15 protein-coding genes and 7 pseudogenes are annotated in these 22927 nt (G+C 41.2%); 11 read left to right on the forward strand and 11 right to left on the reverse strand.

Annotated elements, in window-relative coordinates:
• The first annotated feature begins 64 nt into the window (after nucleotides 1-64).
• The gene (locus M1E96_RS17780) at nucleotides 65-649 is read left to right on the forward strand and encodes an antirestriction protein ArdA (protein ID WP_369427247.1); all 585 of its coding nucleotides are present in this window, start codon (nucleotides 65-67) and stop codon (nucleotides 647-649) included.
• Nucleotides 650-897: 248 nt separating this feature from the next.
• Here the strand turns inward: M1E96_RS17780 and M1E96_RS17785 are convergent.
• Nucleotides 898-3051: pseudogene (locus M1E96_RS17785) on the reverse strand (DEAD/DEAH box helicase family protein); the annotation flags it as partial.
• A 12-nt stretch (nucleotides 3052-3063) separates the two neighbouring features.
• Nucleotides 3064-4172, reverse strand: a pseudogene (locus tag M1E96_RS17790) (IS3 family transposase).
• A 68-nt stretch (nucleotides 4173-4240) separates the two neighbouring features.
• Between M1E96_RS17790 and M1E96_RS17795 the strand changes: the two are divergent.
• The 6 genes and pseudogenes from M1E96_RS17795 to M1E96_RS17820 form a co-directional block, all read left to right on the forward strand.
• Nucleotides 4241-4499 (forward strand): annotated as a pseudogene (locus tag M1E96_RS17795) (IS1 family transposase); the annotation flags it as partial.
• A 338-nt stretch (nucleotides 4500-4837) separates the two neighbouring features.
• Nucleotides 4838-5836 carry a LacI family DNA-binding transcriptional regulator gene (locus M1E96_RS17800; RefSeq protein WP_369427248.1) on the forward strand — a complete coding sequence of 333 codons (999 nt, stop codon included), beginning with the start codon at nucleotides 4838-4840 and terminating at the stop codon, nucleotides 5834-5836.
• Between the two features lie 126 nt (nucleotides 5837-5962).
• Nucleotides 5963-6772 carry an inositol monophosphatase gene (locus M1E96_RS17805; RefSeq protein ID WP_219245898.1) on the forward strand — a complete coding sequence of 270 codons (810 nt, stop codon included), beginning with the start codon at nucleotides 5963-5965 and terminating at the stop codon, nucleotides 6770-6772.
• A 294-nt stretch (nucleotides 6773-7066) separates the two neighbouring features.
• Entirely contained in the window at nucleotides 7067-8428 is a 1362-nt protein-coding gene (locus tag M1E96_RS17810) for an MFS transporter (RefSeq protein ID WP_369427249.1), read from the forward strand.
• A 94-nt stretch (nucleotides 8429-8522) separates the two neighbouring features.
• Nucleotides 8523-8678: pseudogene (locus M1E96_RS17815) on the forward strand (IS1595 family transposase); the annotation flags it as partial.
• 27 nt (nucleotides 8679-8705) lie between these two features.
• A pseudogene (locus M1E96_RS17820) lies at nucleotides 8706-9725 on the forward strand (IS4-like element ISVsa5 family transposase); the annotation flags it as partial.
• 113 nt (nucleotides 9726-9838) lie between these two features.
• Here M1E96_RS17820 and frc (M1E96_RS17825) read toward each other — a convergent pair.
• The 6 genes and pseudogenes from frc (M1E96_RS17825) to M1E96_RS17850 all read right to left on the reverse strand — a co-directional run.
• Nucleotides 9839-11095, reverse strand: coding sequence for a formyl-CoA transferase (frc, locus tag M1E96_RS17825; RefSeq protein WP_369427250.1), 1257 nt, complete (start codon nucleotides 11093-11095; stop codon nucleotides 9839-9841).
• 63 nt (nucleotides 11096-11158) lie between these two features.
• On the reverse strand, nucleotides 11159-12103 hold the full coding sequence (yfdV, locus tag M1E96_RS17830; protein WP_340607542.1) for a transporter YfdV: 945 nt from the start codon (nucleotides 12101-12103) through the stop codon (nucleotides 11159-11161).
• A gap of 104 nt (nucleotides 12104-12207) precedes the next feature.
• Nucleotides 12208-13911, reverse strand: coding sequence for an oxalyl-CoA decarboxylase (gene oxc, locus M1E96_RS17835; protein ID WP_369427251.1), 1704 nt, complete (start codon nucleotides 13909-13911; stop codon nucleotides 12208-12210).
• A gap of 70 nt (nucleotides 13912-13981) precedes the next feature.
• Nucleotides 13982-15232: a formyl-CoA transferase gene (gene frc, locus M1E96_RS17840; protein WP_369427252.1), complete on the reverse strand. Its 1251-nt coding sequence runs from the start codon at nucleotides 15230-15232 to the stop codon at nucleotides 13982-13984.
• A gap of 231 nt (nucleotides 15233-15463) precedes the next feature.
• The gene (gene hdeA, locus M1E96_RS17845) at nucleotides 15464-15820 is read right to left on the reverse strand and encodes an acid-activated periplasmic chaperone HdeA (protein ID WP_369427253.1); all 357 of its coding nucleotides are present in this window, start codon (nucleotides 15818-15820) and stop codon (nucleotides 15464-15466) included.
• A gap of 223 nt (nucleotides 15821-16043) precedes the next feature.
• Nucleotides 16044-17081, reverse strand: a pseudogene (locus tag M1E96_RS17850) (type I restriction endonuclease subunit R); the annotation flags it as partial.
• An 84-nt stretch (nucleotides 17082-17165) separates the two neighbouring features.
• Between M1E96_RS17850 and M1E96_RS17855 the strand changes: the two are divergent.
• Together M1E96_RS17855 and M1E96_RS17860 are read left to right on the forward strand one after the other, a co-directional pair.
• Nucleotides 17166-17780, forward strand: a complete 615-nt coding sequence (locus M1E96_RS17855; protein ID WP_369427254.1) for a restriction endonuclease subunit S — start codon at nucleotides 17166-17168, stop codon at nucleotides 17778-17780.
• A gap of 12 nt (nucleotides 17781-17792) precedes the next feature.
• Nucleotides 17793-17939 carry a type I restriction-modification system subunit M N-terminal domain-containing protein gene (locus M1E96_RS17860; protein WP_369427255.1) on the forward strand — a complete coding sequence of 49 codons (147 nt, stop codon included), beginning with the start codon at nucleotides 17793-17795 and terminating at the stop codon, nucleotides 17937-17939.
• 4 nt (nucleotides 17940-17943) lie between these two features.
• Here M1E96_RS17860 and M1E96_RS17865 read toward each other — a convergent pair whose 3' ends face one another.
• The 3 genes from M1E96_RS17865 to M1E96_RS17875 form a co-directional block, all read right to left on the reverse strand.
• Entirely contained in the window at nucleotides 17944-19467 is a 1524-nt protein-coding gene (locus M1E96_RS17865; RefSeq protein ID WP_369427256.1) for an IS66 family transposase, read from the reverse strand.
• An 84-nt stretch (nucleotides 19468-19551) separates the two neighbouring features.
• Complete coding sequence (gene tnpB / locus M1E96_RS17870) at nucleotides 19552-19896, reverse strand: IS66 family insertion sequence element accessory protein TnpB (RefSeq protein ID WP_034167512.1); 345 nt, start codon at nucleotides 19894-19896, stop codon at nucleotides 19552-19554.
• Entirely contained in the window at nucleotides 19893-20189 is a 297-nt protein-coding gene (locus M1E96_RS17875; protein ID WP_008914069.1) for a hypothetical protein, read from the reverse strand. The genes tnpB and M1E96_RS17875 overlap by 4 nt, the downstream gene beginning before the upstream one ends.
• Nucleotides 20190-20257: 68 nt before the next feature.
• Here M1E96_RS17875 and M1E96_RS17880 point away from each other — a divergent pair.
• Both M1E96_RS17880 and M1E96_RS17885 read left to right on the forward strand, forming a co-directional pair.
• Nucleotides 20258-21661, forward strand: a pseudogene (locus M1E96_RS17880) (type I restriction-modification system subunit M); the annotation flags it as partial.
• Nucleotides 21651-22874: a restriction endonuclease subunit S gene (locus M1E96_RS17885; RefSeq protein WP_369427257.1), complete on the forward strand. Its 1224-nt coding sequence runs from the start codon at nucleotides 21651-21653 to the stop codon at nucleotides 22872-22874. The pseudogene M1E96_RS17880 and the gene M1E96_RS17885, both read left to right, overlap by 11 nt.
• Nucleotides 22875-22927: the final 53 nt, after the last annotated feature.

A 22927-nucleotide genomic window follows, 5' to 3' on the forward strand; every position in this document is an offset into this window, starting at 1 on the left:
TAGCTCCCTTTATCAAAATATCACCATTAATTAAATCACAATACATCAATAATAGGACACGAATATGCGTATAACAGCGACGGCTTCCCCATGCCTAAAATCGGGGATGATTTCTGTTTTTATTACGAATTTAGGTAAATATAACGAAGGTGAACTGGTTGGTGAGTGGCTTGAGCTTCCGGCAACCTCAAAAGAGATCGAACACTGTTTAATGCGGATTGGCATTGATGGTATTCACTATGAAGAGTATTTCTTGACCGACTATGAATCCTCCATTGATGGCCTTTCTTCTTACATTTCAGAATACAGCCTTTTAGATGAGTTGAACGAGTTAGCCTCGCGATTAGCCATGTTATCGCCAGATGAAATTGACCTTTATCAGGCAGCAATTGAAATCGGTTCTTCAACGAGTTCAATCCATAATTTAATTCATTTAGCGGATAATTTAGATTCTTTCCAGCAATTAGCGGGGGTCAATAATGAATATGACTTAGGTTATTACTGGATAGAAGAAAGTGGTTGTTATGATTTAGCCCAACTGGGTCAGTTATCCCATTACTTTGACTATGAACGCTATGGACGTGATATTTGTCTTGAACAAGGCGGTATTTTTCACAGTGGAGGATATGTTTATCATACGGGTGGGTAGATAGGATAACAGAATGAGAGTCAAACCGCTTTCATCTCTTAAGGCGGGAAATAAAGAATGTCGTGGTACCCCAATGATATCCATAAGCTAGAGTACCAATCAAACTAAACTCTATTTTAAGCCATCTTTACGGATATCCGTAAAGATGGCTATTGTGGTATTCTTTTTTTTATTTAATTCAAACTCTTAAATAGATACTTACCTTCCTATGATGACAAGTGAAAACCAAGATGAACTTAAGTGCTTATTCATGGCGATTCCAATGCGTCATCGGGTACATCAACAACATCACTTAAGCGATCATCGGCTTGGGCGAAAATAAATTGTTTTAAAAACTGTTCAATACGCATATTTAGCTTAAACGGAGGGAGTGCCGCGCCATCTTGTTTATCAAAATAGGCTTTAGCTTTTGTTTTATCTACCGAATCTTTTAAGGCATCGAAGCGACCAAAGTTGTTCAGGTTTTTCTCGCTTACATTATCAGACATTAATGCAATAAGTAACCCTTTATCCAAACCAAGAGCATCAACCACCGTGTTGAGTAATGCATTTTCAGCATTACCTTTGTAAGTATTGATGTAATCTCTAAACGTATATCCTTCAATTAACTGAGCATCTCCGCGCTGCAAGTCATGCAAGAACAGCTTAGCGTATTTTTGTTCGTGCTGGGTGAGTGAGGCAAACGACTTATGGAGCTCATTTAATGTCGTTTCAATACTGGCTGAGTCTTGATGGTTGTTCAGTTCTTTTAAATATTTATCGAAGCGGCTGTTCATGTAGTCAGCATCGATTTTACCGGTATCGATTTCCGTTAAATAGCCACTAATATCAAAAGAGACATCGCCTCCACTCGCACTCGTGCCTTCCCCTTTGATAGCCAATTCTTTATAACGTAGCGCTAAGGTTAAATAGGTTTGCTCGTCAATGGTTAGCGTGATTTCATGGGTATTGTCATTTTCTGTAATGGAATAGACAGATTGATCCCAACGCATACCTTGTATTTTGGCTGCTTCTAAATGTTGGTTAAAGGTGTTAAACAGTTTTGCAAATTTTCCACAGGCTTCGATATCGTCAGGGAGTTTTTCGAAATTGGCAATCCCTGCATTGATAAATAGTTCACTCATTTCTGTCGTCAATTCGTTCATGGCTTCAATATTGCTGGCTAATTTATCAACGAATAAACCAATAGGTTTGTCGCCAGAATAGAGCTTTACTGCATCGTTAATGTGTTGCTCCATGGTGTGTGGGTAGCGGTAATAACGAATAATGCCATGGGGCTTGTCAGGGCCAAATAAGCGATTGGTGCGTGAGAAGGCTTGAATAATATTTTGGTATTTAATGACCTTATCTAAATACAAGGTGTTCAGCCATTTAGAGTCAAAGCCTGTGAGCATTTGATCGACTACAATCAGTAAATCTAATTGTTTTGAAGGGTCAGTGTGAATATGTTCGTAGGGCTTTTTATGAGCAAGACGTGCCGCTAAATCTTTTTTAAAGGCAGCATGGCGAGCAAAATCAAAATCGTGACCATAGCGTGCATTATAGTCAGCCATAATTTCTGCTAAACCATCACTTTTAAATGTAGGCCCTCGGTCACTCGTCCCATCATTATCAATATGAGGGTCGAATAAAGCGGATATTTTAAGCTCAGGTTTGGCGGCTTTTAAACGGCGATAATAGTCAATAGCTTCGGCAATACTGTTAGTAGCAAAAAGCGCATGGAATTTATGACATTGGCTGAGTACATCCCATTTATCTAAGATGTCACTCACGACTTTTTCTTGGTGAGTGTCAGTCAAATATTGACTTTTAGGCACATAGCTTTCAATACCTTTATGGTATTTGCCTGTTGCATCTTTATAACCCGCCATCGGTATGTCATTCATAAATCGGTTAAATTTCTTCTTTTTAACTGGGTCATTCATGGCTTCCATGACTGAACTGGCCTTGGTTTGCTCTAGGGCGACAGCTTGCCTGAGATCGCTGTCTCTAAAGGTAGGGACTTTGTAAGGATCAAAACCAAGCACATTACCATCGCGTATACCATCAGCAATACTATAACGGTGTAATTCGTTACCAAATACAGTGCTAGTCGTATTGCCGCTTTTTTCATTTTCTTCTTGAATGGGGGTACCGGTAAAACCAAAAAATAAGACGCGTGGAAACGTATGCTTAATTTTAATTAGCATATCACCAAAAGTAGAGCGGTGTGCTTCATCGATAATAAATACCAAACGTTTAGCGCGTATTTTTTCAATATCCGCTGAGTTTGTGGCGATGCCTTGATCGTCTACTTCTTCAAAAATATTACTCATTTTTTGAATGGAACTGACGATTAACGTATTGCTAGAGTCGGTACTTTTTAATTTCGTAATCAGGATATGGGTATTTTCAGTGGCTTTGTCCACTCCCCTTTAATTGAGACACGTTAAATTAGAGTTTTCTAACTGTTGACGATAGGCCTCCGGTGGGAGGTGATTTAAACTTTCATGGGTTCGATTTTGGTTATAATCTTGCAGCTAAAACCACGCTAATTCTCGCACTTGGCTTAATGATTCAAATAAATACGCATTTAAAAACTCTCGACGGAACGAACCATTAAAACGTTCGATAACCCCATTTTGCTGCGGTTTTCCCGGTTAAATATGGCACAGTAAAATTTGGTTATCTTCACAATAATTCAATAAGTTAACTGAAATGAGTTCAGGGCCATTATCGACTCGGATCTGTTTCGGTAACCCTCTTTCGGCTTTTAAACGTTCAAGCACCCTGATGACGCGTTCAGCCGGTAATGACGTATCAACTTCAATCGCCAAGCATTCACGTGTTCCTTCATCAATAATGTTGAGAGTTCTGAAGCGCTTACCGCAATATAAACTGTCGTGCATAAAATCCAATGCCCATTGAATATTCGGGACTTTTTCGATCACTAATGGTCTTTTTTCACGCTTCGGAAGCACTTTTTTAACCCGTCGTTTCAGGTTCAATCCTAATCGACAATAAACGCGATAAACTCGTTTATGATTAAAAGGATAGCCTTGAAATCTCAGTCGGAAATAGCATTTCCAGAATCCCGATTGTGGTGATTTCGCTAACACAGATTGTATGGCATCGATCACTACTTGGTCTTTTTTACGCCAATCTATTTGCTGATGGTAAAACGTGGCTCGTGACAACGACGTTAGCTTACAAGCCTTAATGACTGATAAGCCTGCCTCTTTTAATGATTGAGCACAGGATCTCTTTTCAGCCACTACCAACCCTTTTTTGCGAAAAGCTCCTTCATCGCGTGGTTTTCAAGGCTAACTTCCGCAAAGAGCTTTTTCAGTTTCGTATTTTCATCTTCAAGCTCTTTTAATCGTTTAACATCATTCGCTTCCATGCCACCATACTTTGATTTCCAATTATAATAAGTGGCGTTGCTGATCCCATTTTGGCGGCAAATATCTTCCACTTTCATACCAGAATCAGCGAGTTTTAAGATATTAACGATTTGAGTTTCAGTAAAACGGGCTTTTTTCATCATGACCTCTGCAATGGTTAGGGCAGAAAATCTAACTATAGCTATCTCATTTTAGGGGGAGTGGACACTCTTTTGTCGCTAACAAGAAACAACAACGCTGGCTCTGGTATGCTTGGGAACCTCGACTAAAACGGATTATTGCTCATACGTTTGGTCGTCGAAACAAGAAAACGCTTCACCAGTTACTGGCTAGGTTTTTGGTTCACGGATAAGTTCAATGCTTATGAGATATTGCCTAAGCAAAAACATGTGGCAAATAAGTTTTATACTCAACGAATAGAAAGAGAGAATTTGAACCTGAGAAACCGCTTGAAGCGACTTAACCGTAGTATCATACAGGTCGATTGGCAGAGCGGGTAGGGTTATTACTGAGTAATTCCAAACAATTTGAACCTCCTCATCACGTATATAATAGTTAAAATTATTTTTTGAATATAACCTTCATATAGTGTAGCCTGTTAATAACTATATAATTACATGGATAATGTGTTTACGTATAGGTCATCAAGTTCACCTACAAAATATATTCTGAGAATCTTTTCTTTAATACGTGGAATTAGTCAATTTTGTAGACTGTATAAACTTATTTAGAAAAATATAGATCAACATATTGGACACCGATCATTACATGTAAACGTCAAAAATTATAGCTTAGGTATAAATTAATGTCAGAATTAAAAGCAAAAAAAAATTGGGTTACAGCAAATGATGTCGCATTGTTAGCAAAAGTTTCTCGCTCTGCAGTTTCTCGGACTTTTACACCTGGCGCTTCGGTTTCCGATAAAACACGTAAAGCAGTTGAAGCTGCCGCAAAAGAATTAGGTTATCAGGTCAATATTATTGCTCGGAGTATGAATACGGGAAGTAGTAACTTTATTGGTTTAGTTACTTCAGGGTTTGATAATCCTTTTCGTAATAAATTATTATCGCCTATCGTAAAAAGAATAGCACTTAAAGGCTACATACCATTACTTATAAACGCAGGTGAACCCAAACAACTGGAACCTAAACTACGTGAGCTTTTCAGTTATCATGTTGCAGGCGTGATTTTAACTTCAGGTGCGCCACCGATCTCCCTAGTAGAAGAATATGTTGAACGAAAAATACCCGTTGCCCTAATTAATAAACAGGTTAATTTAGATGGAACAGACCAAATATTTAGTGATAACCAAGCGGGAATGCAATTAGTCACAGACCAATTACTAAAACATAATGTTAGTCACATTGGTTTTATTGGTGATTGTGTTTCATTCAGCGCACAACAACGTTATCAATTTTTACAAACACAGCTAAAGAACGTTAATTTAGAAGTATCATCGGTTTTTACATCGAGTGAAGGCTACCAAGCAGGATGGCAAGCAGCATCTAACCTTTTAAAGAAAAAACCAAATATTGATAGTTTATTTTGCGCAACAGATATTCTAGCTATTGGAGCTATGGATTATTTACGTCATATAATGCCAGACAGAATGCTCCCAATAATTGGTTTTGATGATATTCCTCAAGCATCAACATTTCCTTATCAATTAACGACAGTACGGCAAGACACTGAAATACTAGCTGAAAACACCGTTAAATTATTAATGAATAGGATCAGGAATTTTCAACTACCTTCTATACGAACCCGTGTACCAGTTGAACTTATCGTTCGAAAATCTGCATAATTTGAAATTTTTGTTTTATTTGGCATTGATCACAGAATTCGTAATATTAATATTATACTGTTCCTATAAATCAAGTACTGCACTATTTTTTTAAAATTAAATGCACACGTGTGCAATGAGGGCGAAATGAATTCTATATCAGAAAATGAAATGTTAGCACGTTACCAGCTTGCTTGTGAAATTGCTAAACAAGGTGCCGAAATCGCATTTGATTACTATCAGCGACGAGATAATTTGTTTATAGAACATAAAGGCAATGATTTACAAGACGTTGTCAGTATTGCTGATAGAGCTGTCGAAGAAGTTATCCGTAAACTTATCAATGATCGTTTTCCTCAAGATGGTTTCTTTGGAGAAGAAAGTGGAGCAACGACTACTTCTGCTGATTGTGTTTGGGTTGTAGACCCTATTGATGGTACATCATGTTTTTTAAATGGATTACACACCTGGTGCGTATCTATAGGGGTTATTATTCATGGTGAACCCGTTATTGGTGCCATTTATGATCCAAACCATAAAGAGCTATTTCATTCTTGTAAAGGATTTGGTGCTTTTCTTAATCAGCAATCAATTAAAGTCCACTCAGGAAAAACATTAAAAGATGGCGTTATGGGGGTGGGAACCTCTCATCGCGTTACTCCTGAGGAGTTTGTTCCTTTTATCAGTCAACTTTTGCATGCTGGTGGTATGTTCATCCGTAGTGGATCTGGAGCATTGATGACTGCACAAGTGGCCGCTGGACGCTTAATCGCCTATTACGAACCACACATGAATGCATGGGACAGTATTCCTGGTATTGCATTAGTCAATGAGGCGGGGGGATTAACAAATAATTTTTTAATCCATGATGGATTACACAAAGGAAATGTAGTTTTGATGTCAAATCCCGAAGTGTATCCTCAATTAGTTAAAATGGTTACTCAAAAAATTTATTAACCATTCAATAATCAACCACCTATCCAATAGGTTGACCAGTTATATTCGAACGCTATAACTGGTTATAGCATGATTTTATCTAAAATCAGTCTACATCGAAAAATACATATTAAATACGTGACACAATAATAAAGTTTTAAATAAAAAGTATTATAAAAATATTAATTAATATAAAAAACCAGTCGATTACGTACTCTACAAAACTGAACATTATGGAAATGAAATATATTAATGGAAAATAAAACTAGTGCTTAATCGACATCTATTTATTCATCCATCATGTGGAGTTAAATAATGTCTAATCTATTTCAGTTTTTTAAAGCAGCACAAGCGGCTCCTATTCAGGGGCAACTTTACGATAAGCGTTTTAAATTTTTACGCTGGCAAACATTTTTAGCGATGACAATATGTTATGTTATGTTCTATGTTTGCCGACTGTCGTTTACTGTAGCAAAAAGTGCACTTGTTGAAGCAGGGATTACCCCGACAGAACTGGGTTTAATTGGTTCATCGTTATTCTTCTGTTATGCCATTGGTAAGTTGGTTAACGGCTTTCTAGCTGACCACTCTAACGTCGTAAAATTTATGAGTTTAGGCTTACTATTAAGTGCTGGAATGAATTATTTAATGGGAAGCACAACGAATGCTTTATTACTTGCATTATTTTGGGGCATCAATGGTTGGGCCCAATCAATGGGAGTCGGTCCAAGTGTTGTATCGCTAGCACGTTGGTACAGTGATAAAGAGAGAGGAACCTTTTATTCTATATGGTCCACTGCTCATAATATTGGTGAAGCTATTACTTACCTTGTTATTGCTGCTGTTATAGCGACTTATGGATGGCAATTTGGTTATTTTACCAGCGGTACTCTTGGGGTATTTGGTATTGTAATGATTTTACTATTTATGCGTGATTCGCCTCAGAGCATTGGATACCCAGCAATAACAACGATTGGAACTAACTCAGATGCAGATATAGAAAAGTCCAATGAAAAATCAAAACAATCCGTCTTGAAAAACCAACTATGGTCATTGCGTAATCCCGCTTTATGGACGTTAGGGCTAGCATCCGCTTTTATGTATATCGACCGTTATGCGGTTAACTCATGGGGGATCTTCTATTTAGAACACGCTAAAAGCTACACCACTATTCAAGCTTCAGGCATTGTTGGCGTTAACGCAATAGCAGGGATAGTCGGTACGATTATTGCGGGTGTGTTATCTGATCGTTTTTTCTCCAAAAATCGCAGTGTTATGGCAGGTATTATAGGCTTACTTAACACACTCGGTTTTGCCATGATGATCTATTTTCCGCGCAACTATTACACTGACATCACCGCAATGATTATTTTTGGCGCAACTATTGGTGCTTTGACATGTTTTCTTGGCGGTTTAATTGCGGTTGATATTTCATCGAAAAAAGCAGCTGGAGCTGTACTTGGAACTATTGGCATTATGAGCTATGCAGGAGCAGGTTTAGGGGAATTTATTACGGGCGTTATTATTGAAAAAACATCAAGTATTGTGAATGGCGAAACAATTTATGATTTTGATTCACTCTCTACTTTTTGGATAAGTGCAGGGATTATTTCTTCTCTACTCAGTTTTATCACAGCGAGCATTGTTTCGCGCAGAAATATAAAAAATAAAATTTAATTATATATTTTATTTATATGAATTAAGGAAGCAATAGCCATTGAAATAAAAATAGGGGCTGTCCTAGATAACTAAGATCATCTAGGATAGTTCCATGAGAAAAAGTAGACTCAGTCAGTATAAACAAGCACGGTTACTTGAGCTGTTTATTGCTGGCTCCACAGCCCGTATTGCCGCAGAGTTAGTTGGTGTCCACAGAAACACTGCCGCTTACTATTTCCATCGCCTCAGAGTGCTGATAGCTGAGCACGTTGATAAGCACACTTGGTTTGATGGATTGTTAGGTAATCGTTACCTCCACAAAGAGCGACTCGCTGTATACCGTTGGCATGCTAGCTTTATCTGTTCGGGCAATACGATGCCCATTGTACTTGTTGACTGGTCTGATATTCGTGAGCAAAAACGACTTATGGTATTGCGAGCTTCAGTCGCACTACACGGTCGTTCTGTTACTCTTTATGAGAAAGCGTTCCCGCTTTCAGAGCAATGTTCAAAGAAAGCTCATGACCAATTTCTAGCCGACCTTGCGAGCATTCTACCGAGTAACACCACACCGCTCATTGTCAGTGATGCTGGCTTTAAAGTGCCATGGTATAAATCCGTTGAGAAGCTGGGTTGGTACTGGTTAAGTCGAGTAAGAGGAAAAGTACAATATGCAGACCTAGGAGCGGAAAACTGGAAACCTATCAGCAACTTACATGATATGTCATCTAGTCACTCAAAGACTTTAGGCTATAAGAGGCTGACTAAAAGCAATCCAATCTCATGCCAAATTCTATTGTATAAATCTCGCTCTAAAGGCCGAAAAAATCAGCGCTCGACACGGACTCATTGTCACCACCCGTCACCTAAAATCTACTCAGCGTCGGCAAAGGAGCCATGGATTCTAGCAACTAACTTACCTGTTGAAATTCGAACACCCAAACAACTTGTTAATATCTATTCGAAGCGAATGCAGATTGAAGAAACCTTCCGAGACTTGAAAAGTCCTGCCTACGGACTAGGCCTACGCCATAGCCGAACGAGCAGCTCAGAGCGTTTTGATATCATGCTGCTAATCGCCCTGATGCTTCAACTAACATGTTGGCTTGCGGGCGTTCATGCTCAGAAACAAGGTTGGGACAAGCACTTCCAGGCTAACACAGTCAGAAATCGAAACGTACTCTCAACAGTTCGCTTAGGCATGGAAGTTTTGCGGCATTCTGGCTACACAATAACAAGGGAAGACTTACTCATGGCTGCAACCCTGCTTGCTCAAAATCTATTCAAACATGGTTACGCTTTGGGGAAATTATGAGGGGATCTCTCAGTGCTATTCGTCCTTATTTAATAACCACCGTTATTGTCAGAAGTCATATAAAGCAGCCCAATTAATTTATTTAAATAATAAAATTAATTGGGCTGGATAATTTAAATAACTTTTTTCGTTTTCATTTCGGCTATTTGTTGTTCGCTATAGCCTAACTCTTTTAAAATTTCGCTATTATGTTCACCTAAAAGTGGTGCACTTTTTATTTCTGGCGTAAAAGCTGAAAATTTCATTGGGCAACCCACCGTCAAATAATGGCCTCTCAATGGTTGCTCTACTTCAACAATAGAGCCACTGTCTCGCAAAGATGGGTCATACATAATCTCTTTCATACTCAAAACCGCCGAGCAAGGTACGCCGAACTGGTCAAAGTAATCTGTTAGCTCATGTTTATCTTTGTCTTTAGCAATCTCTTCAATAGCATCCCAAACATCTTGGATATGGCTGACCCGTGCTTCTGTGGTTGCAAAGGCAGGATCGGTTTTCCACTCAGGTTTACCTAATGCATCACAGGTATTGGCCCAGTTGTGATCTTGATTGATAAAATAGATATAGGCATTCGGGTCATGATCACTCCCTTTACATCGCAACATCGTTCCCGGTTGCCCTCCACCGCTGGCATTACCGCCACGCGGTACTGCATCACCAAATGAACCATTTGGATATTGAGGATACTCTTCTAAAAAACCAAGTTTTTCGAGGCATTGCTGGTCACGCAATTTAACGCGGCATAGGTTAAGCACGGCATCTTGCATCGACATCGTCACGCGTTGCCCTTTCCCCGTTTTCTCACGTTGCAGTAATGCCGCTAATAAACCAATTAATAGGTGCATTCCCGTATTACTGTCGCCTAGTGCCGCTGAACTCACAACCGGTGGGCCATCAGGAAAACCCGTTGTTGATGCGGATCCCCCCGCGGCCTGCGCAACGTTTTCGTAGGCTTTCACATTCGCATAAGGGGAGTTTTCATTGAACCCTTTGATGGAGCCAAAAGTCAGGCGTGGGTTTAGCTGTTGAATGACTTCCCAGGTAAACCCCATATGGTCAATCGCTCCCGGATGGAAATTTTCAACCAAAATATCCGCTTGGCGGATCAGCTTTTCCATCACCTCTTTGCCTTCAGGGGTTTTCGTGTTCAGCTCTAGCGAACGCTTATTACTATTGAGCATGGTAAAATAAAGCGCATCGACATCAGGAATATCTCTAAGCTGGTTACGAGTGACATCCCCAATACCCGGTCGCTCAATTTTTATTACATCTGCCCCGAACCAAGCCAACATCTGAGTACATGATGGGCCAGACTGTACCCCTGTAAAATCAAGAACACGAATGCCTTCAAGTGGAAGTGGAAAAGCCATAATCACTCCTTATTGTATGATGGATACGAGGCATCTATTTGATGCCTCACATTCATCTATTTATTATGCAACCAAACGCGCAACGTAGATCCACAACGGTGCTGCGATGATAAAACCAATAACACTAACAGCGAGGGAGGCAGTTCCAGTTCGGGTATAAACATTAAAGCGGCTAGCGATAATTGTACCGGAGAAGGCTGGAGGGAGTGCACCAGCTAATACCATCATTTGAAGTTGGGTTGACTCCATATGGAACACTAACCCAGCGATGAGCATAAGGCCAGGCATGAAAATAAGTTTTAACATCGTGTTATAAATAATTTCACCATCAAACTCGAATTTGTTTGCGGCGAGTGTGAGTCCTGCGGCAAAGACGGCAACCCCTGAATTGGCTTTTGCAATGAGCTCAAATGTCGGATCCCACACATCTGGTATCTTTATACCAATTAAAACTAATACTGTGGCTAAAATAGGTGACCAAACAACCGGCTCTTTAAATGCGGAAATGAGTGCATTCATCCCCCCGCCACTTTTTTCCCCATTCGCGCTTGATGGATTAAGTAAAAAGAGCCCAATCGGAATAGTAATCGCATTGACAATGATAGAGATAATGGCAACCACTAGGCCAGTTGATACCGTATCCCCATATATGGGATCTAAAACGGCAAATCCAAGAAAACCGATAGTGGGTGACCCAGCTATTAACGCACAAACAGCAGCCTCGGCACGACTGTGTTTAAAAAATTGTTTACAGCTAAAAAAGGTAAAAAAGAAGCAAATTAATAAAACGACTAATGAAATAATCGTAAGCTTCATGTCAGCAAAAATCATTTCTCTATTCGCTCTAACGAGTGAGACAAATAGCGCAGCAGGTAAAGCATAATTTAAAACCAGTTTATTAAATGCTCTTGCTTGATCTTCAGTAAATACATTTCGTCGACCACTGACAAATCCGAGAGCCAAAATAATAATGATTGGCAATAAATCACTCATGAATATTTTATACATGAAATCGATCATAGCGGGTCACCTAATATTGTGAAATTGAGTTAATGCGTTAATTAAAATAATATAACGCATTAATTTCTCAGGTATTTATATTTCGTTACTCATTAGTTTTTAGCAACAAATTTAGGATTCAAGTTTCCAATATGGCCACTTTCCGTTCCAACTGCAGGGTCAATAACGACATTTATCAAGGTTGGATGACCCGATGTTAAACCTGCCTTCAAGGCTTCCTGTATCTCTGCTGGCGTTGTTGCTTGATAACCAATGCCGCCAAAAGCCTCGATCATCTTGTCATAACGCGCGCCTGCCATTAATGCCGTTGGGCACGGGTCCTTATCGCCATGTAAATTGACGCCATCGCCACGGTAAATCCCCCCATTGTTAAAGATTAAAATGGTGACTGGCAGTTGATAACGGCAGATAGTTTCAATTTCCATACCACTAAAACCAAACGCACTATCTCCCTCAATAGCCACGACAGGCTTACCGCTAGTGACCGCTGCACCAATAGCATAACCCATACCAACCCCCATCACGCCCCAAGTACCACAGTCGAGACGTTTGCGAGGTTCATACATATCGATGATATTTCGTGCATTATCGAGGGTGTTAGCCCCTTCATTCACCACATAAACGTCTTTATGGTCGACTAACACATCGCGAATTGCGCGCAATGCATTGAAATAGTTCATCGGTGATGTATCGGTATTCAGCTTAGCGGCCATCTTCTCGCTATTTGCTTTCTTATGCTCATCAATCCCAGCCATCCAATCGCTCGGTGACTTCACTGGTGTGGTTTTTAACCCTTCAAGTAGTGCGGCAACACTTGAATAGATATCGCCGACAACAGGGGCTGTTATTGGACGATTGCTATCGATTTCAGATGGCTCAATATCTAATTGAATAAATTTCGTCTCTGGCGACCAGTGTTTGCCTTTTCCGTGATCTAATAGCCAGTTTAGGCGTGCCCCCATTAATACGACGACATCGGCATTAGAGAGTGCATGGGAACGTGCTGACGCGGCTGATTGTGGGTGATTATCTGGCAATAACCCTTTTGCCATCGACATAGGCAAGTAAGGGATACCTGTTGTTTCAATAAATTGACGAATATTTTCATCCGCTTGGGCATAGGCTGCCCCTTTACCTAAAATAATCAACGGACGCTTTGCCGATGCCAATAATTTAAGTGCTTTATCAACAGATTCAGGCGCAGGTAGTTGGCGTGGAGCAGGGTCTTCAACCGTAAAGATTGTTTTGTCTGCTGCATCTTTGTCCATAACCGCAGCCAATACTTCGGTTGTTAAGTCAAGATAGACGCCACCAGGACGACCAGAAACAGCAGCACGAATTGCGCGAGCCAGAGCAATACCAAGGTCTTCCGGTTTATTGACTCGGTAGGATGCTTTAACAAAGGGCTTAGCGGTATTCATTTGATCCAGCTCTTCATAATCGCCTTGTTGTAGGTCGATAATTGCTCTATCACTGGAGCCGCTGATTTGTATCATTGGAAAGCCATTGGTCGTCGCATTCGCTAATGCCACCATACCATTTAGAAACCCCGGTGCAGACACCGTTAAACAGATGCCGGGTTTTTGGGTTAAAAAGCCGCTGATTGCCGCAGCATTACCCGCAGATTGCTCATGACGAAAACCAATATAACGAATCCCTTCAGCCTGTGCATGTCTAGCCATATCCGTCACAGGGATCCCCACAACACCATAAATTGTGTCAATGCCATTTTTTTTCAGTGCATCAACAATAATATGCATACCATCAGTCAAATTTTGGGTTTGATCAGTCGACATGTCCACCTCATGAAATATGTAAAAAGAAAGTGTGGAGGGGGCTTATTAGCGCCCCCCTCATTTATTCGCGTTAAATGGCTTTATTGGCGCGCATTGAGGCAATCTGCTCCGCGCTATAACCTAACTCAGTTAACACTTCCTCGGTATGCTCACCTAACAGTGGCGCACTCTTAATCTCAGGGGTGAATGATGAGAACTTCATTGGACAACCAACAGTGAGATAAGTCCCGCGTTTTGGTTGCTCAACTTCAACAATGCTGCCGCTATCGCGTAATGATTGGTCACGAGCAATCTCACGCATGCTCAATACAGGCGCACATGGCACACCATATTTGCTTAAATATTCAACGGCTTCATGTTTGTCTTTATCGGCTAAGAATTTTTCAATTTCAGCAAAAATATCGAAGATATGTGGTTGGCGCGCTTGTGGTGTGCTGTAGGCAGGGTCTTTCGCCCACTCTGGCTTGCCAATAGCAATACAAGTTTGCTCCCAATCTTGCTCTTGGATAGTAAAATAGATGTATGCGTTTGGATCTGTTTCCCAACCTTTACACTTCAAGATCCAACCCGGCTGGCCACCGCCACCAGCGTTGCCCCCACGAGGAACGGCATCACCGAATTTACCGTTTGGATACTGAGGATACTCTTCAAGATAGCCCACTTTTTCTAAACGCTGCTGGTCGCGCAACTTCACACGGCAAAGGTTTAATACGGCATCTTGCATCGACATCGTCACGCGTTGCCCTTTCCCCGTTTTCTCACGTTGCAGTAATGCCGCTAATAAACCAATTAATAGGTGCATTCCCGTATTACTGTCGCCTAGTGCTGCTGCACTGACTAATGGTGGGCCATCCCAAAAACCTGTGGTTGACGCCGCTCCACCCGCAGCTTGCGCAACGTTTTCATACGCTTTTACATCTGCATAAGGGGAGTTCTCATTGAACCCCTTGATAGAGCCAAAGATTAACCGTGGATTTAGCTCTTGAATATGTTCCCAAGTAAAGCCCATATGGTCGATAGCACCCGGATGGAAGTTTTCAACTAATATATCCGCTTGCTTAATCAGGCGTTCCATGACCTCTTTGCCTTCCGGCGTTTTGGTATTCAGTTCAACAGAACGCTTATTACTGTTGAGCATGGTAAAATAAAGCGCATCGACATCAGGAATATCTCTTAACTGATTGCGCGTCACATCACCGACGCCTGGGCGTTCAATTTTAATTACGTCAGCACCAAACCACGCTAACATTTGGGTACAAGATGGCCCTGACTGTACACCGGTGAAATCGAGTACTTTGATACCTTGTAATGGAAGATCCATAGCTTACCTCATCATTTTTATGCAGTGCTATTTTAGATTTATCAAGTAACATATTGTTAGATTAAGAGCCTATCTCAATAGGGATTAATTACCGCATAAAAAATATATTATTACTGTAACCAAAACCTTATACAGCCTGACTTTTAAGCATTGATATAGCTGGGTAAGTTCATGAATTTACCTCCTATTGAGATAGGCTCTTACTGTCTAATTACCCCAGCACTTTTTACCTCACCATTTTTTCAAATATTCTTCGACTTTTTGAATAAATGACTCTTTAGGGGCTTTTTTACACGCATCGACAATCAAGGGAGTTGCCGTTTCGATACCACTAATATTTAAAGTGGGGTCTTCTACTTTTCCTTTTTGTGTCACAATCTCTGCTGCACCAATGGCGGTTGGATAAAAGTTGTCATCGATGACCAAAAAGTCTTCACACTTCCATTGCGATACAGGTTTAGTGTCCGTTACAGGTTTAGTGTCCGTTACAGGTTTAGTGTCCGTTACAGGTTTAGTGTCCGTTGTTGCGAAAGCGGAAGTTGCCATTAAAGACATTGTAATAATACCGGCAAATAGAGCTTTATTCATAAATGTCACCTCATCGATAGTAGAATCTTTCAAGTATCCGTTTTAGTATAACTGATTTTTTTTTTAAAAAAAAAGCTCTCTAAATTAGATGACCTTATAATCAGCGTTGTACATTGAATAACGCAATATATTGTCAACCACGACGTTGATTATCTACAAACAATCACATTGAAATCATCAACGCTTACTGATAATTGGCACTAATTATACCATGGAGTTCAGCTTATAATTGACCACCCACACCTTTGAATTTTTCAACAAAAGCGGCGATTTTCTGAAAAACTGTTTGCTTCTGCGTTCGGTACTGTGGATTCAAAGGGCTGAGCTTAGGTAATGCTTCATTAAGCGCAGTGCCATTTTCAGAGGCATACTCTCGCTTGAGTGATGAGGCCATATAGCGTTTGGCTGCTTCTTCATTGAGCTTTTCAGAGACAATAATGGCATCGGCTTCGCGCTTCTGCTCCGCCTGAGCGAACTTAAAGAAGGCGTCGATGATGCTGGCTTTGTCATTGAACTCATCTAGATTTGTCTGATGAATAAAATCAACCACTAAGCTCTCTTTCGCTCTATTGCCCAGGCTACCGCGGATCATACGGCGGACTTCTTCAATCAAACCTTCTTTACTCTTGTTCTTCTTATTATGATCAAAAATCAGTTCAAGAATGTAATCGAGATTGATTTCTTGAGATTTAAGCAAATCAACTTCAAAGACGACATCGCTCCAGCCTACTGTTGACTTATCTTTGTCCTGCCCTTCTTTATCACGGCGTAGCCAGTCGCGGGTATCGTTGTAGGTTGAGCGATAATCTTGTATCGCACGCTCGCTAGGCATGTCGATGGTTTGCATTGCCTCAATATCCGCATCGTCCAAATAGTACTTTGACTTGAACTCTTCGACAGCTTGTTCATCACGGGTATCCAAGTTTTGCAACGCTTTTAAACCAGCAAATTCATCATAGTTTTGTAAAATATTTTCTGCTTTTAGGTATTCACCAAAAAGCTTGGCAAATTCTTTTTTATCTTGTTCTTTTTCAATGTGTTCTGGGTTTGGAAAGCGTTCTTTCAACTCTTTTACGATATCGATAAAACCTCGACGCACTTGACCTGTAACAATATCGTTAAAGCCCTCCATATATTCCTTATAGCTCTTCTCCAGTACAACATTTTTGGTATTTTTGTCTCCAAACAAAGTGATGACATCAATGGTTGCCTGCTCTAAGTCCCAGAAGGTAACAATATTGCCAAAGGTTTTAGTTGCATCATTTAATTACTGTAGTTAAGTGTTGCAACGTTCTTCATAAGTGGCAGAATAAGCAAATTATTCAAAGTGTGGAGTACAAGGCCAATGATTGAAGGAGTCAGCTCCTCGACATTAGTGACCTTATCGGATTTGGTGACCATTCAAGCGGGCTACCCGTTTCGGGGGGCCATACGCGATATTCCTAGTGGTTCAGTGAAAGCGGTACAAGCTAAAGATATCTCTGAACTTGGCGAGTTAATCTACAGCGATTTAATCGTCACCGATCTAACCGGTAAACGTGAACCTGATTGGCTCAAAAAAGGCGATATTTTGTTTAGTGCCAAAGGGGCAAAGCATATTGCCAGCTATGTTGATGGCGACTTAGAAAACACGACCTGCGCACCTAGTCTGTTTCTTTTACACCTTAAATCGAAATGGCAAGGTTTAGTGAACACTCAATTTTTAACCTGGCAGCTAAATCAAACCCCTGCACAGCAGCATTTTAAACGCAGTGCCGAAGGCAGTTTTCAAATTAGCATTCGTAAGCCAGTGCTGGCAGCAACACCGATTGCCTTACCCAGTATCGAAATCCAGAACACCATTGCCAAGCTTTATGCCGCCAGCATTAAAGAAAATGCCCTACTGCATAAACTAATTAATAACCGTCAGCAGCAGTTAAATGCGATTGCAACTGACTTAATGAATTCATCTAACAATTAAGAGCTAGGATTTATGCCACATACCTTAATCAACCAATCCGAAATCAACAAAGCGGTATGGAATGCCTGTGATACCTTCCGAGGTACAGTCGATCCATCCATATACAAAGACTTTATTCTGACCATGCTGTTCTTAAGTAAGCGCTTAATGAACCAGTAAAGCTTTACTCAACCTCACTGATTTCTACGTTCCATGGCATGAGATCCGACACATCATCTTTCGGACTTCGTTTTGGTAACTCGGTAAACAGGTGTTGGAAGTAATAATAAGGGTTCATGTCATTAGCGCGGCAAGTCATCACGAGGCTATACAAGTTTGCACTCGCCTTTGCTCCGCCTACCGAAGTAGAGAACATCCAATTTTTGCGACCTGTCGTGAACGGCCTTATATCTCGTTCGGTCACATTGTTGTCGATACTTATATCGCCGTCTTCAAGGTAGGTAAGCAGCTTAGGCCACTGGTTTTGCGTATAAGTGATGGCTTTGCCAAGTAATCCTTTAGGGAGAACATTTTGACTGTCAAGCCATTGCTTGAACTCATCTAAAATAGGTTTGGCTTCTTCTTGTCGTAGTTGGTGTCGAGATTTTGCGTCAAGCCCTTTGGCTTTCTTTTCAATACCGTATAGTTTGCTAATAAAGTTCAGTGCTTTTTCTGGCTTGCCCGCTTTTTTTGATGGTGAAGCTTTTTGAGCATCAGTGAACTTTCTGCGTACATGCGCCATGCAAGCAGCTTGAGTCACGTCCTCAAGTTTGTCGTATGCACTGTAGCCATCCGATAGCAAGTAACCAGAGTAACTACCTAAAAAGTCTTGTACGCACTCTGCTCTGCGGCTGGCTTGATAGTCGTAGATAACCACTGGGTTATTGACGAACTCACCGCTACGATAGACCCACATATATGACTTAGATTGTGCTTTCTTATCTTCTTCACGTAATACTTGAACAGTGGTTTCGTCCGCGCAGATGAGCTTTTCTTTCAATAACTCACTTTTCATTGCATCAATAATGACTTGCACTTTGCTTCCTAACTGAACGCACCAGTTGGCCAGTGTAGCGCGGCTAATATCTATACCAGAGCGATTGAGAATATCCACTTGGCGATAGAGTGGCAGAGCATCAACGTATTTTGCTGTGACTACAGCGGCGAATGCATCTGCACTCCCTAGGCTTTTAGGGAGCATACTTGCGGGTTTTGGGGCTGTGATAATCTTTGTTTCAGTCTGTGTTTTTTCACACTGCCGGCAAGCGTACTTGGTTCGCTCGTGACGTATAACACTAACCTTCTGTGGGATGATTTTCAGCTCTTCAGAAGTTTCAACACCACATTGATGTAAAGGCTCGTCGCAGCAGTCGCAATAAGGGGCATTGAGTTCATGTTTATGAACTTCACGCTCGAGCTCTTTTGGAAAAGGCTTACGGCCTGTTTTTTTCTTGTCGTCGTCGGATTTAGCCGTACTCTTTTGTTGCTCCGCTTCGTTAAACGTACCTTTGGGTATTTTTTCACTTTGTGATGAGAAGCGCTTTGACTTACTTAAATTGAGCTGTTCAATCAACAACTCAATTTTGGTTTTGAGCTCGGCAACCTCCTCTTGCTTTGCCGCAAGGAGTTTATCTTTTGCTTCGTTCTGTTGGTGAAGCTCAAGCAGCATAGCTTTTAGCTGGTCGATATCATCAGGGAGGTCGGTCATGTCTGGGCTCTGGTCATCTCAATGACTTAAGTATGACAGCAAAAAAGGATCGTTCAAGCCCAACGTGACGATCAGTATCAGCGGTCACACTTCTAGATTATGAAGTGGACGATGAGCTTTGGCATGTTCGAGCGTTAACCCCGAAAGAAGCCAACCCAGTTGTTGCTTAGTAATATGAATGGCTCCGTCCTCACTGGGTCTTGGCCACTTGAAGGTCCCTTTTTCTAAGCGACGATAGTACAGCCAGAAGCCATTAGTATCCCAAAACAAGATTTTCAATTTATCTCGGGTACGATTGCAGAAAATGAACCAAGACTCACTAAACGGATCCATCTCAAGAGTCTCCGCGACAATCAACGATAGTCCATCAATGGACTTACGCATGTCCGTGACTCCAGAGATGAGGAAAACCTTACCTGTTGGTATCATTGTAGCGCTTCAAACCAAGTCTTAATTTGTTGCGAGCTAAGCGTTGCCGGCAGTTCTGCTCGAATGCCATTATTGAGAATTAACACAACACAACTTGTGCTCACGGTAGGCTCTGTCACCACGATAGGTTGAACCCTGGTTTCAGGCTCGGATTGCGTGAGCTTTTTCGACCAATAGTGAAAAGTCTGATAGCTTATGTTTTGCTCCGAGCAAAACTGCTTAATGCCTAAATTACTTTGTCGTTGCTGCTCTAGAATTGCAGCCCAGTATTCTCGTTTACTTTGTTGTTCCATAGTCCCTCCAATGAAAAAGCTACTATGGCAAATGACGAGTTTGTTTAGTATGTGTGGTTCATTAACCGCTTACGTTCTTAAAGTACATCTCCGATGTGCACCAAGATAAAGTCGAAGAGCTAAAAGCCGAATACGGTGATATTCCTGAACTGATCGCCGAAATGCTCGAAAGCCAGTCGTTTAAGATTCCAACGGGCAGCTCGTTCTGGGATCTGTATGAAGCACGTTTTGAAGCAGGTAATGGAACCCGCATTGATACTGCACTCCACGCGATTGAAGAAGCGAATGCTAAACTCAAAGGCGTTTTCCAAGACATTAGCTTTAACACCGATAAACTCGGTGATGAAAAGCAGAAAAACGATATTCTGCGCCACTTACTAGAAGACTTTGGCAAACCAACCCTTAGCCTACGCCCAAGCCGTGTTGGTTCTCTGGATGTGATTGGTAACGCTTACGAATACCTGATCAAACACTTTGCAGCGGGTAGCGGTAAATCGGCGGGCGAATTCTATACCCCTGCGGAAGTCTCGGATCTGCTATCCATTATCCTTGCGCCGCAGGAAGGCGATACCATTTGTGACCCTGCCTGTGGTTCTGGCTCGCTATTAATGAAGTGTGGCAAACAGGTGCAAAAGAACTTCAACGGTTCGAAGAAATATGCCCTGTATGGTCAGGAAGCGATTGGATCAACTTGGTCACTGGCGAAAATGAACATGTTCCTGCACGGCGAAGATAACCACCGCATTGAATGGGGCGACACCATTCGTAACCCCAAACTGCAAGATGCCAACGGTGGTTTGCTGCACTTTGATGTCGTAACCGCCAACCCGCCATTTAGTTTGGATAAATGGGGCTATGAAGATGCCGAGAACGATCACTTTGGTCGCTTCCGTCGTGGTGTGCCGCCAAAAACCAAAGGCGACTATGCGTTTATCTCGCATATGATTGAAACCTTGAAGCCACAAACTGGGCGTATGGGCGTGGTGGTGCCGCATGGGGTGTTATTCCGCGCCTCATCAGAAGGCAAAATTCGCCAACAACTGATTGAAGAAAACTTGCTTGATGCGGTGATTGGCCTGCCAGAAAAACTCTTCTTTGGCACAGGCATTCCTGCGGCCATTCTGATTTTTAAAAAGCATAAAGACGATAAAAACGTGCTGTTTATCGATGCCTCGCGTGAGTTTAAATCGGGCAAAAATCAGAACGTGCTGACCGAAGAAAACATCCAGAAGATTGTCGATACCTACAAAGCGCGTGAAAGCGTGGATAAATATGCTTACCTAGCGACGTTAGAAGAAATTGCTGAAAACGACTTTAACCTTAATATTCCGCGTTATGTTGATACCTTTGAGGAAGAAGAAGAGATCGACTTGATGGCAGTTCGCAGTGAACGTTTGGCGTTGCAAAATGAACTGGCTGATCTGGAAGCGGAAATGGCAGGCTACCTAGAGGAGTTGGGTTATGGTGCCTAATGGTTGGGTTTTAAAGAATCTAGGACGTTTAGCTACTAAGATTGGCAGTGGAGTTACTCCCAAAGGTGGAAGCAACGCATATAAACCATCTGGCATCCCATTAATTAGAAGCCAGAATGTTCTATGGGGAAATTTAGATCTTTCTGATGTCGCGTTTATTGATGAAGACCAACATGCAAAAATGAAAGGCAGCATCGTTTATAAAAATGATGTTTTGCTCAATATAACAGGAGCTTCAATTGGCAGGAGTGCCGTATCTCATCTAAACGAAGCAAACGTAAATCAACACGTATGCATCATTCGTTCAGATGCTTTAGAACCTGAATATTTAAAGAACTTCCTGCTATCGTTTTATGGTCAAAAACAAATAGAACAGTTTCAAGCTGGCGGAAATAGGCAAGGACTAAATTTTGAGCAAATCAAGTCATTTAAGCTACCAGTTCCTCCACTCCCAGAACAACGCAAAATCGCCAAAATTCTCTGCACTTGGGATAAAGCGATTGCAACAACAGAAAAGCTCATTGCAACCAGCCAGCAGCAGAAAAAAGCCCTGATGCAGCAGTTGTTGACGGGTAAGAAACGGTTGGTTGATCCTGATACTGGGAAGGTGTTTGAAGGGGAGTGGGAGCTTACACATTTAAAGTCGCTACTAATCGAAGAAAAATCTCGCAATAAAGATAACAAAATTACTCGTGTTTTAAGTGTTACGAATCATAGTGGTTTTGTTTTACCCGAAGACCAATTTTCTAAGCGAGTAGCGAGTGAAAATATCAGCAATTACAAAATTGTGAAACAAGGTCAATTTGGCTACAACCCTTCACGTTTAAACGTTGGATCCTTTGCCTGTTTGAATCAGTTTAGTGAGGGAGTTCTGAGTCCTATGTATGTTGTATTCAGTACAAATGACTCAAAACTTCAAAGAGATTACTTAAGCTATTGGATGGACTCGCATGAGGCAAAACAAAGAATAAAAAATAGTACACAGGGTTCTGTTAGAGAATCGGTTGGGTTTGATGCTTTATGCAGTTTTCCATTTATTTTGCCTGCATTAAATGAGCAACAAAAAATCGCCTCAGTTCTCACCGCTGCCGATAAAGAAATCGAGCTTTTACAAGCCAAACTCGCTCACCTTAAAGATGAGAAAAAGGCGTTAATGCAGCAGTTGTTAACGGGTAAGCGCAGAGTTAAAGTGGATGAAAACGTCGCCGCATAATAATTAGCAAATACCGCCCGAATAACGGGCGGTCAAATAATAAATAAAGGCTA

The organism is Providencia sp. PROV236, assembly GCF_033676985.1.
Classification (GTDB): domain Bacteria; phylum Pseudomonadota; class Gammaproteobacteria; order Enterobacterales; family Enterobacteriaceae; genus Providencia; species Providencia manganoxydans.

Coding starts and splice junctions, on each gene's coding strand:
- frc (WP_369427252.1), bottom strand. CDS start 15,232: ATGGATCTTCCATTACAAGGTATCAAAGTACTCGATTTCACCGGTGTA.
- M1E96_RS17860 (WP_369427255.1), top strand. CDS start 17,793: ATGCCACATACCTTAATCAACCAATCCGAAATCAACAAAGCGGTATGG.
- M1E96_RS17810 (WP_369427249.1), top strand. CDS start 7,067: ATGTCTAATCTATTTCAGTTTTTTAAAGCAGCACAAGCGGCTCCTATT.
- M1E96_RS17865 (WP_369427256.1), bottom strand. CDS start 19,467: ATGACCGACCTCCCTGATGATATCGACCAGCTAAAAGCTATGCTGCTT.
- hdeA (WP_369427253.1), bottom strand. CDS start 15,820: ATGAATAAAGCTCTATTTGCCGGTATTATTACAATGTCTTTAATGGCA.
- M1E96_RS17875 (WP_008914069.1), bottom strand. CDS start 20,189: ATGGAACAACAAAGTAAACGAGAATACTGGGCTGCAATTCTAGAGCAG.
- frc (WP_369427250.1), bottom strand. CDS start 11,095: ATGGCTTTTCCACTTCCACTTGAAGGCATTCGTGTTCTTGATTTTACA.
- M1E96_RS17780 (WP_369427247.1), top strand. CDS start 65: ATGCGTATAACAGCGACGGCTTCCCCATGCCTAAAATCGGGGATGATT.
- M1E96_RS17805 (WP_219245898.1), top strand. CDS start 5,963: ATGAATTCTATATCAGAAAATGAAATGTTAGCACGTTACCAGCTTGCT.
- M1E96_RS17855 (WP_369427254.1), top strand. CDS start 17,166: ATGATTGAAGGAGTCAGCTCCTCGACATTAGTGACCTTATCGGATTTG.
- M1E96_RS17800 (WP_369427248.1), top strand. CDS start 4,838: ATGTCAGAATTAAAAGCAAAAAAAAATTGGGTTACAGCAAATGATGTC.
- oxc (WP_369427251.1), bottom strand. CDS start 13,911: ATGTCGACTGATCAAACCCAAAATTTGACTGATGGTATGCATATTATT.
- tnpB (WP_034167512.1), bottom strand. CDS start 19,896: ATGATACCAACAGGTAAGGTTTTCCTCATCTCTGGAGTCACGGACATG.
- yfdV (WP_340607542.1), bottom strand. CDS start 12,103: ATGTATAAAATATTCATGAGTGATTTATTGCCAATCATTATTATTTTG.
- M1E96_RS17885 (WP_369427257.1), top strand. CDS start 21,651: ATGGTGCCTAATGGTTGGGTTTTAAAGAATCTAGGACGTTTAGCTACT.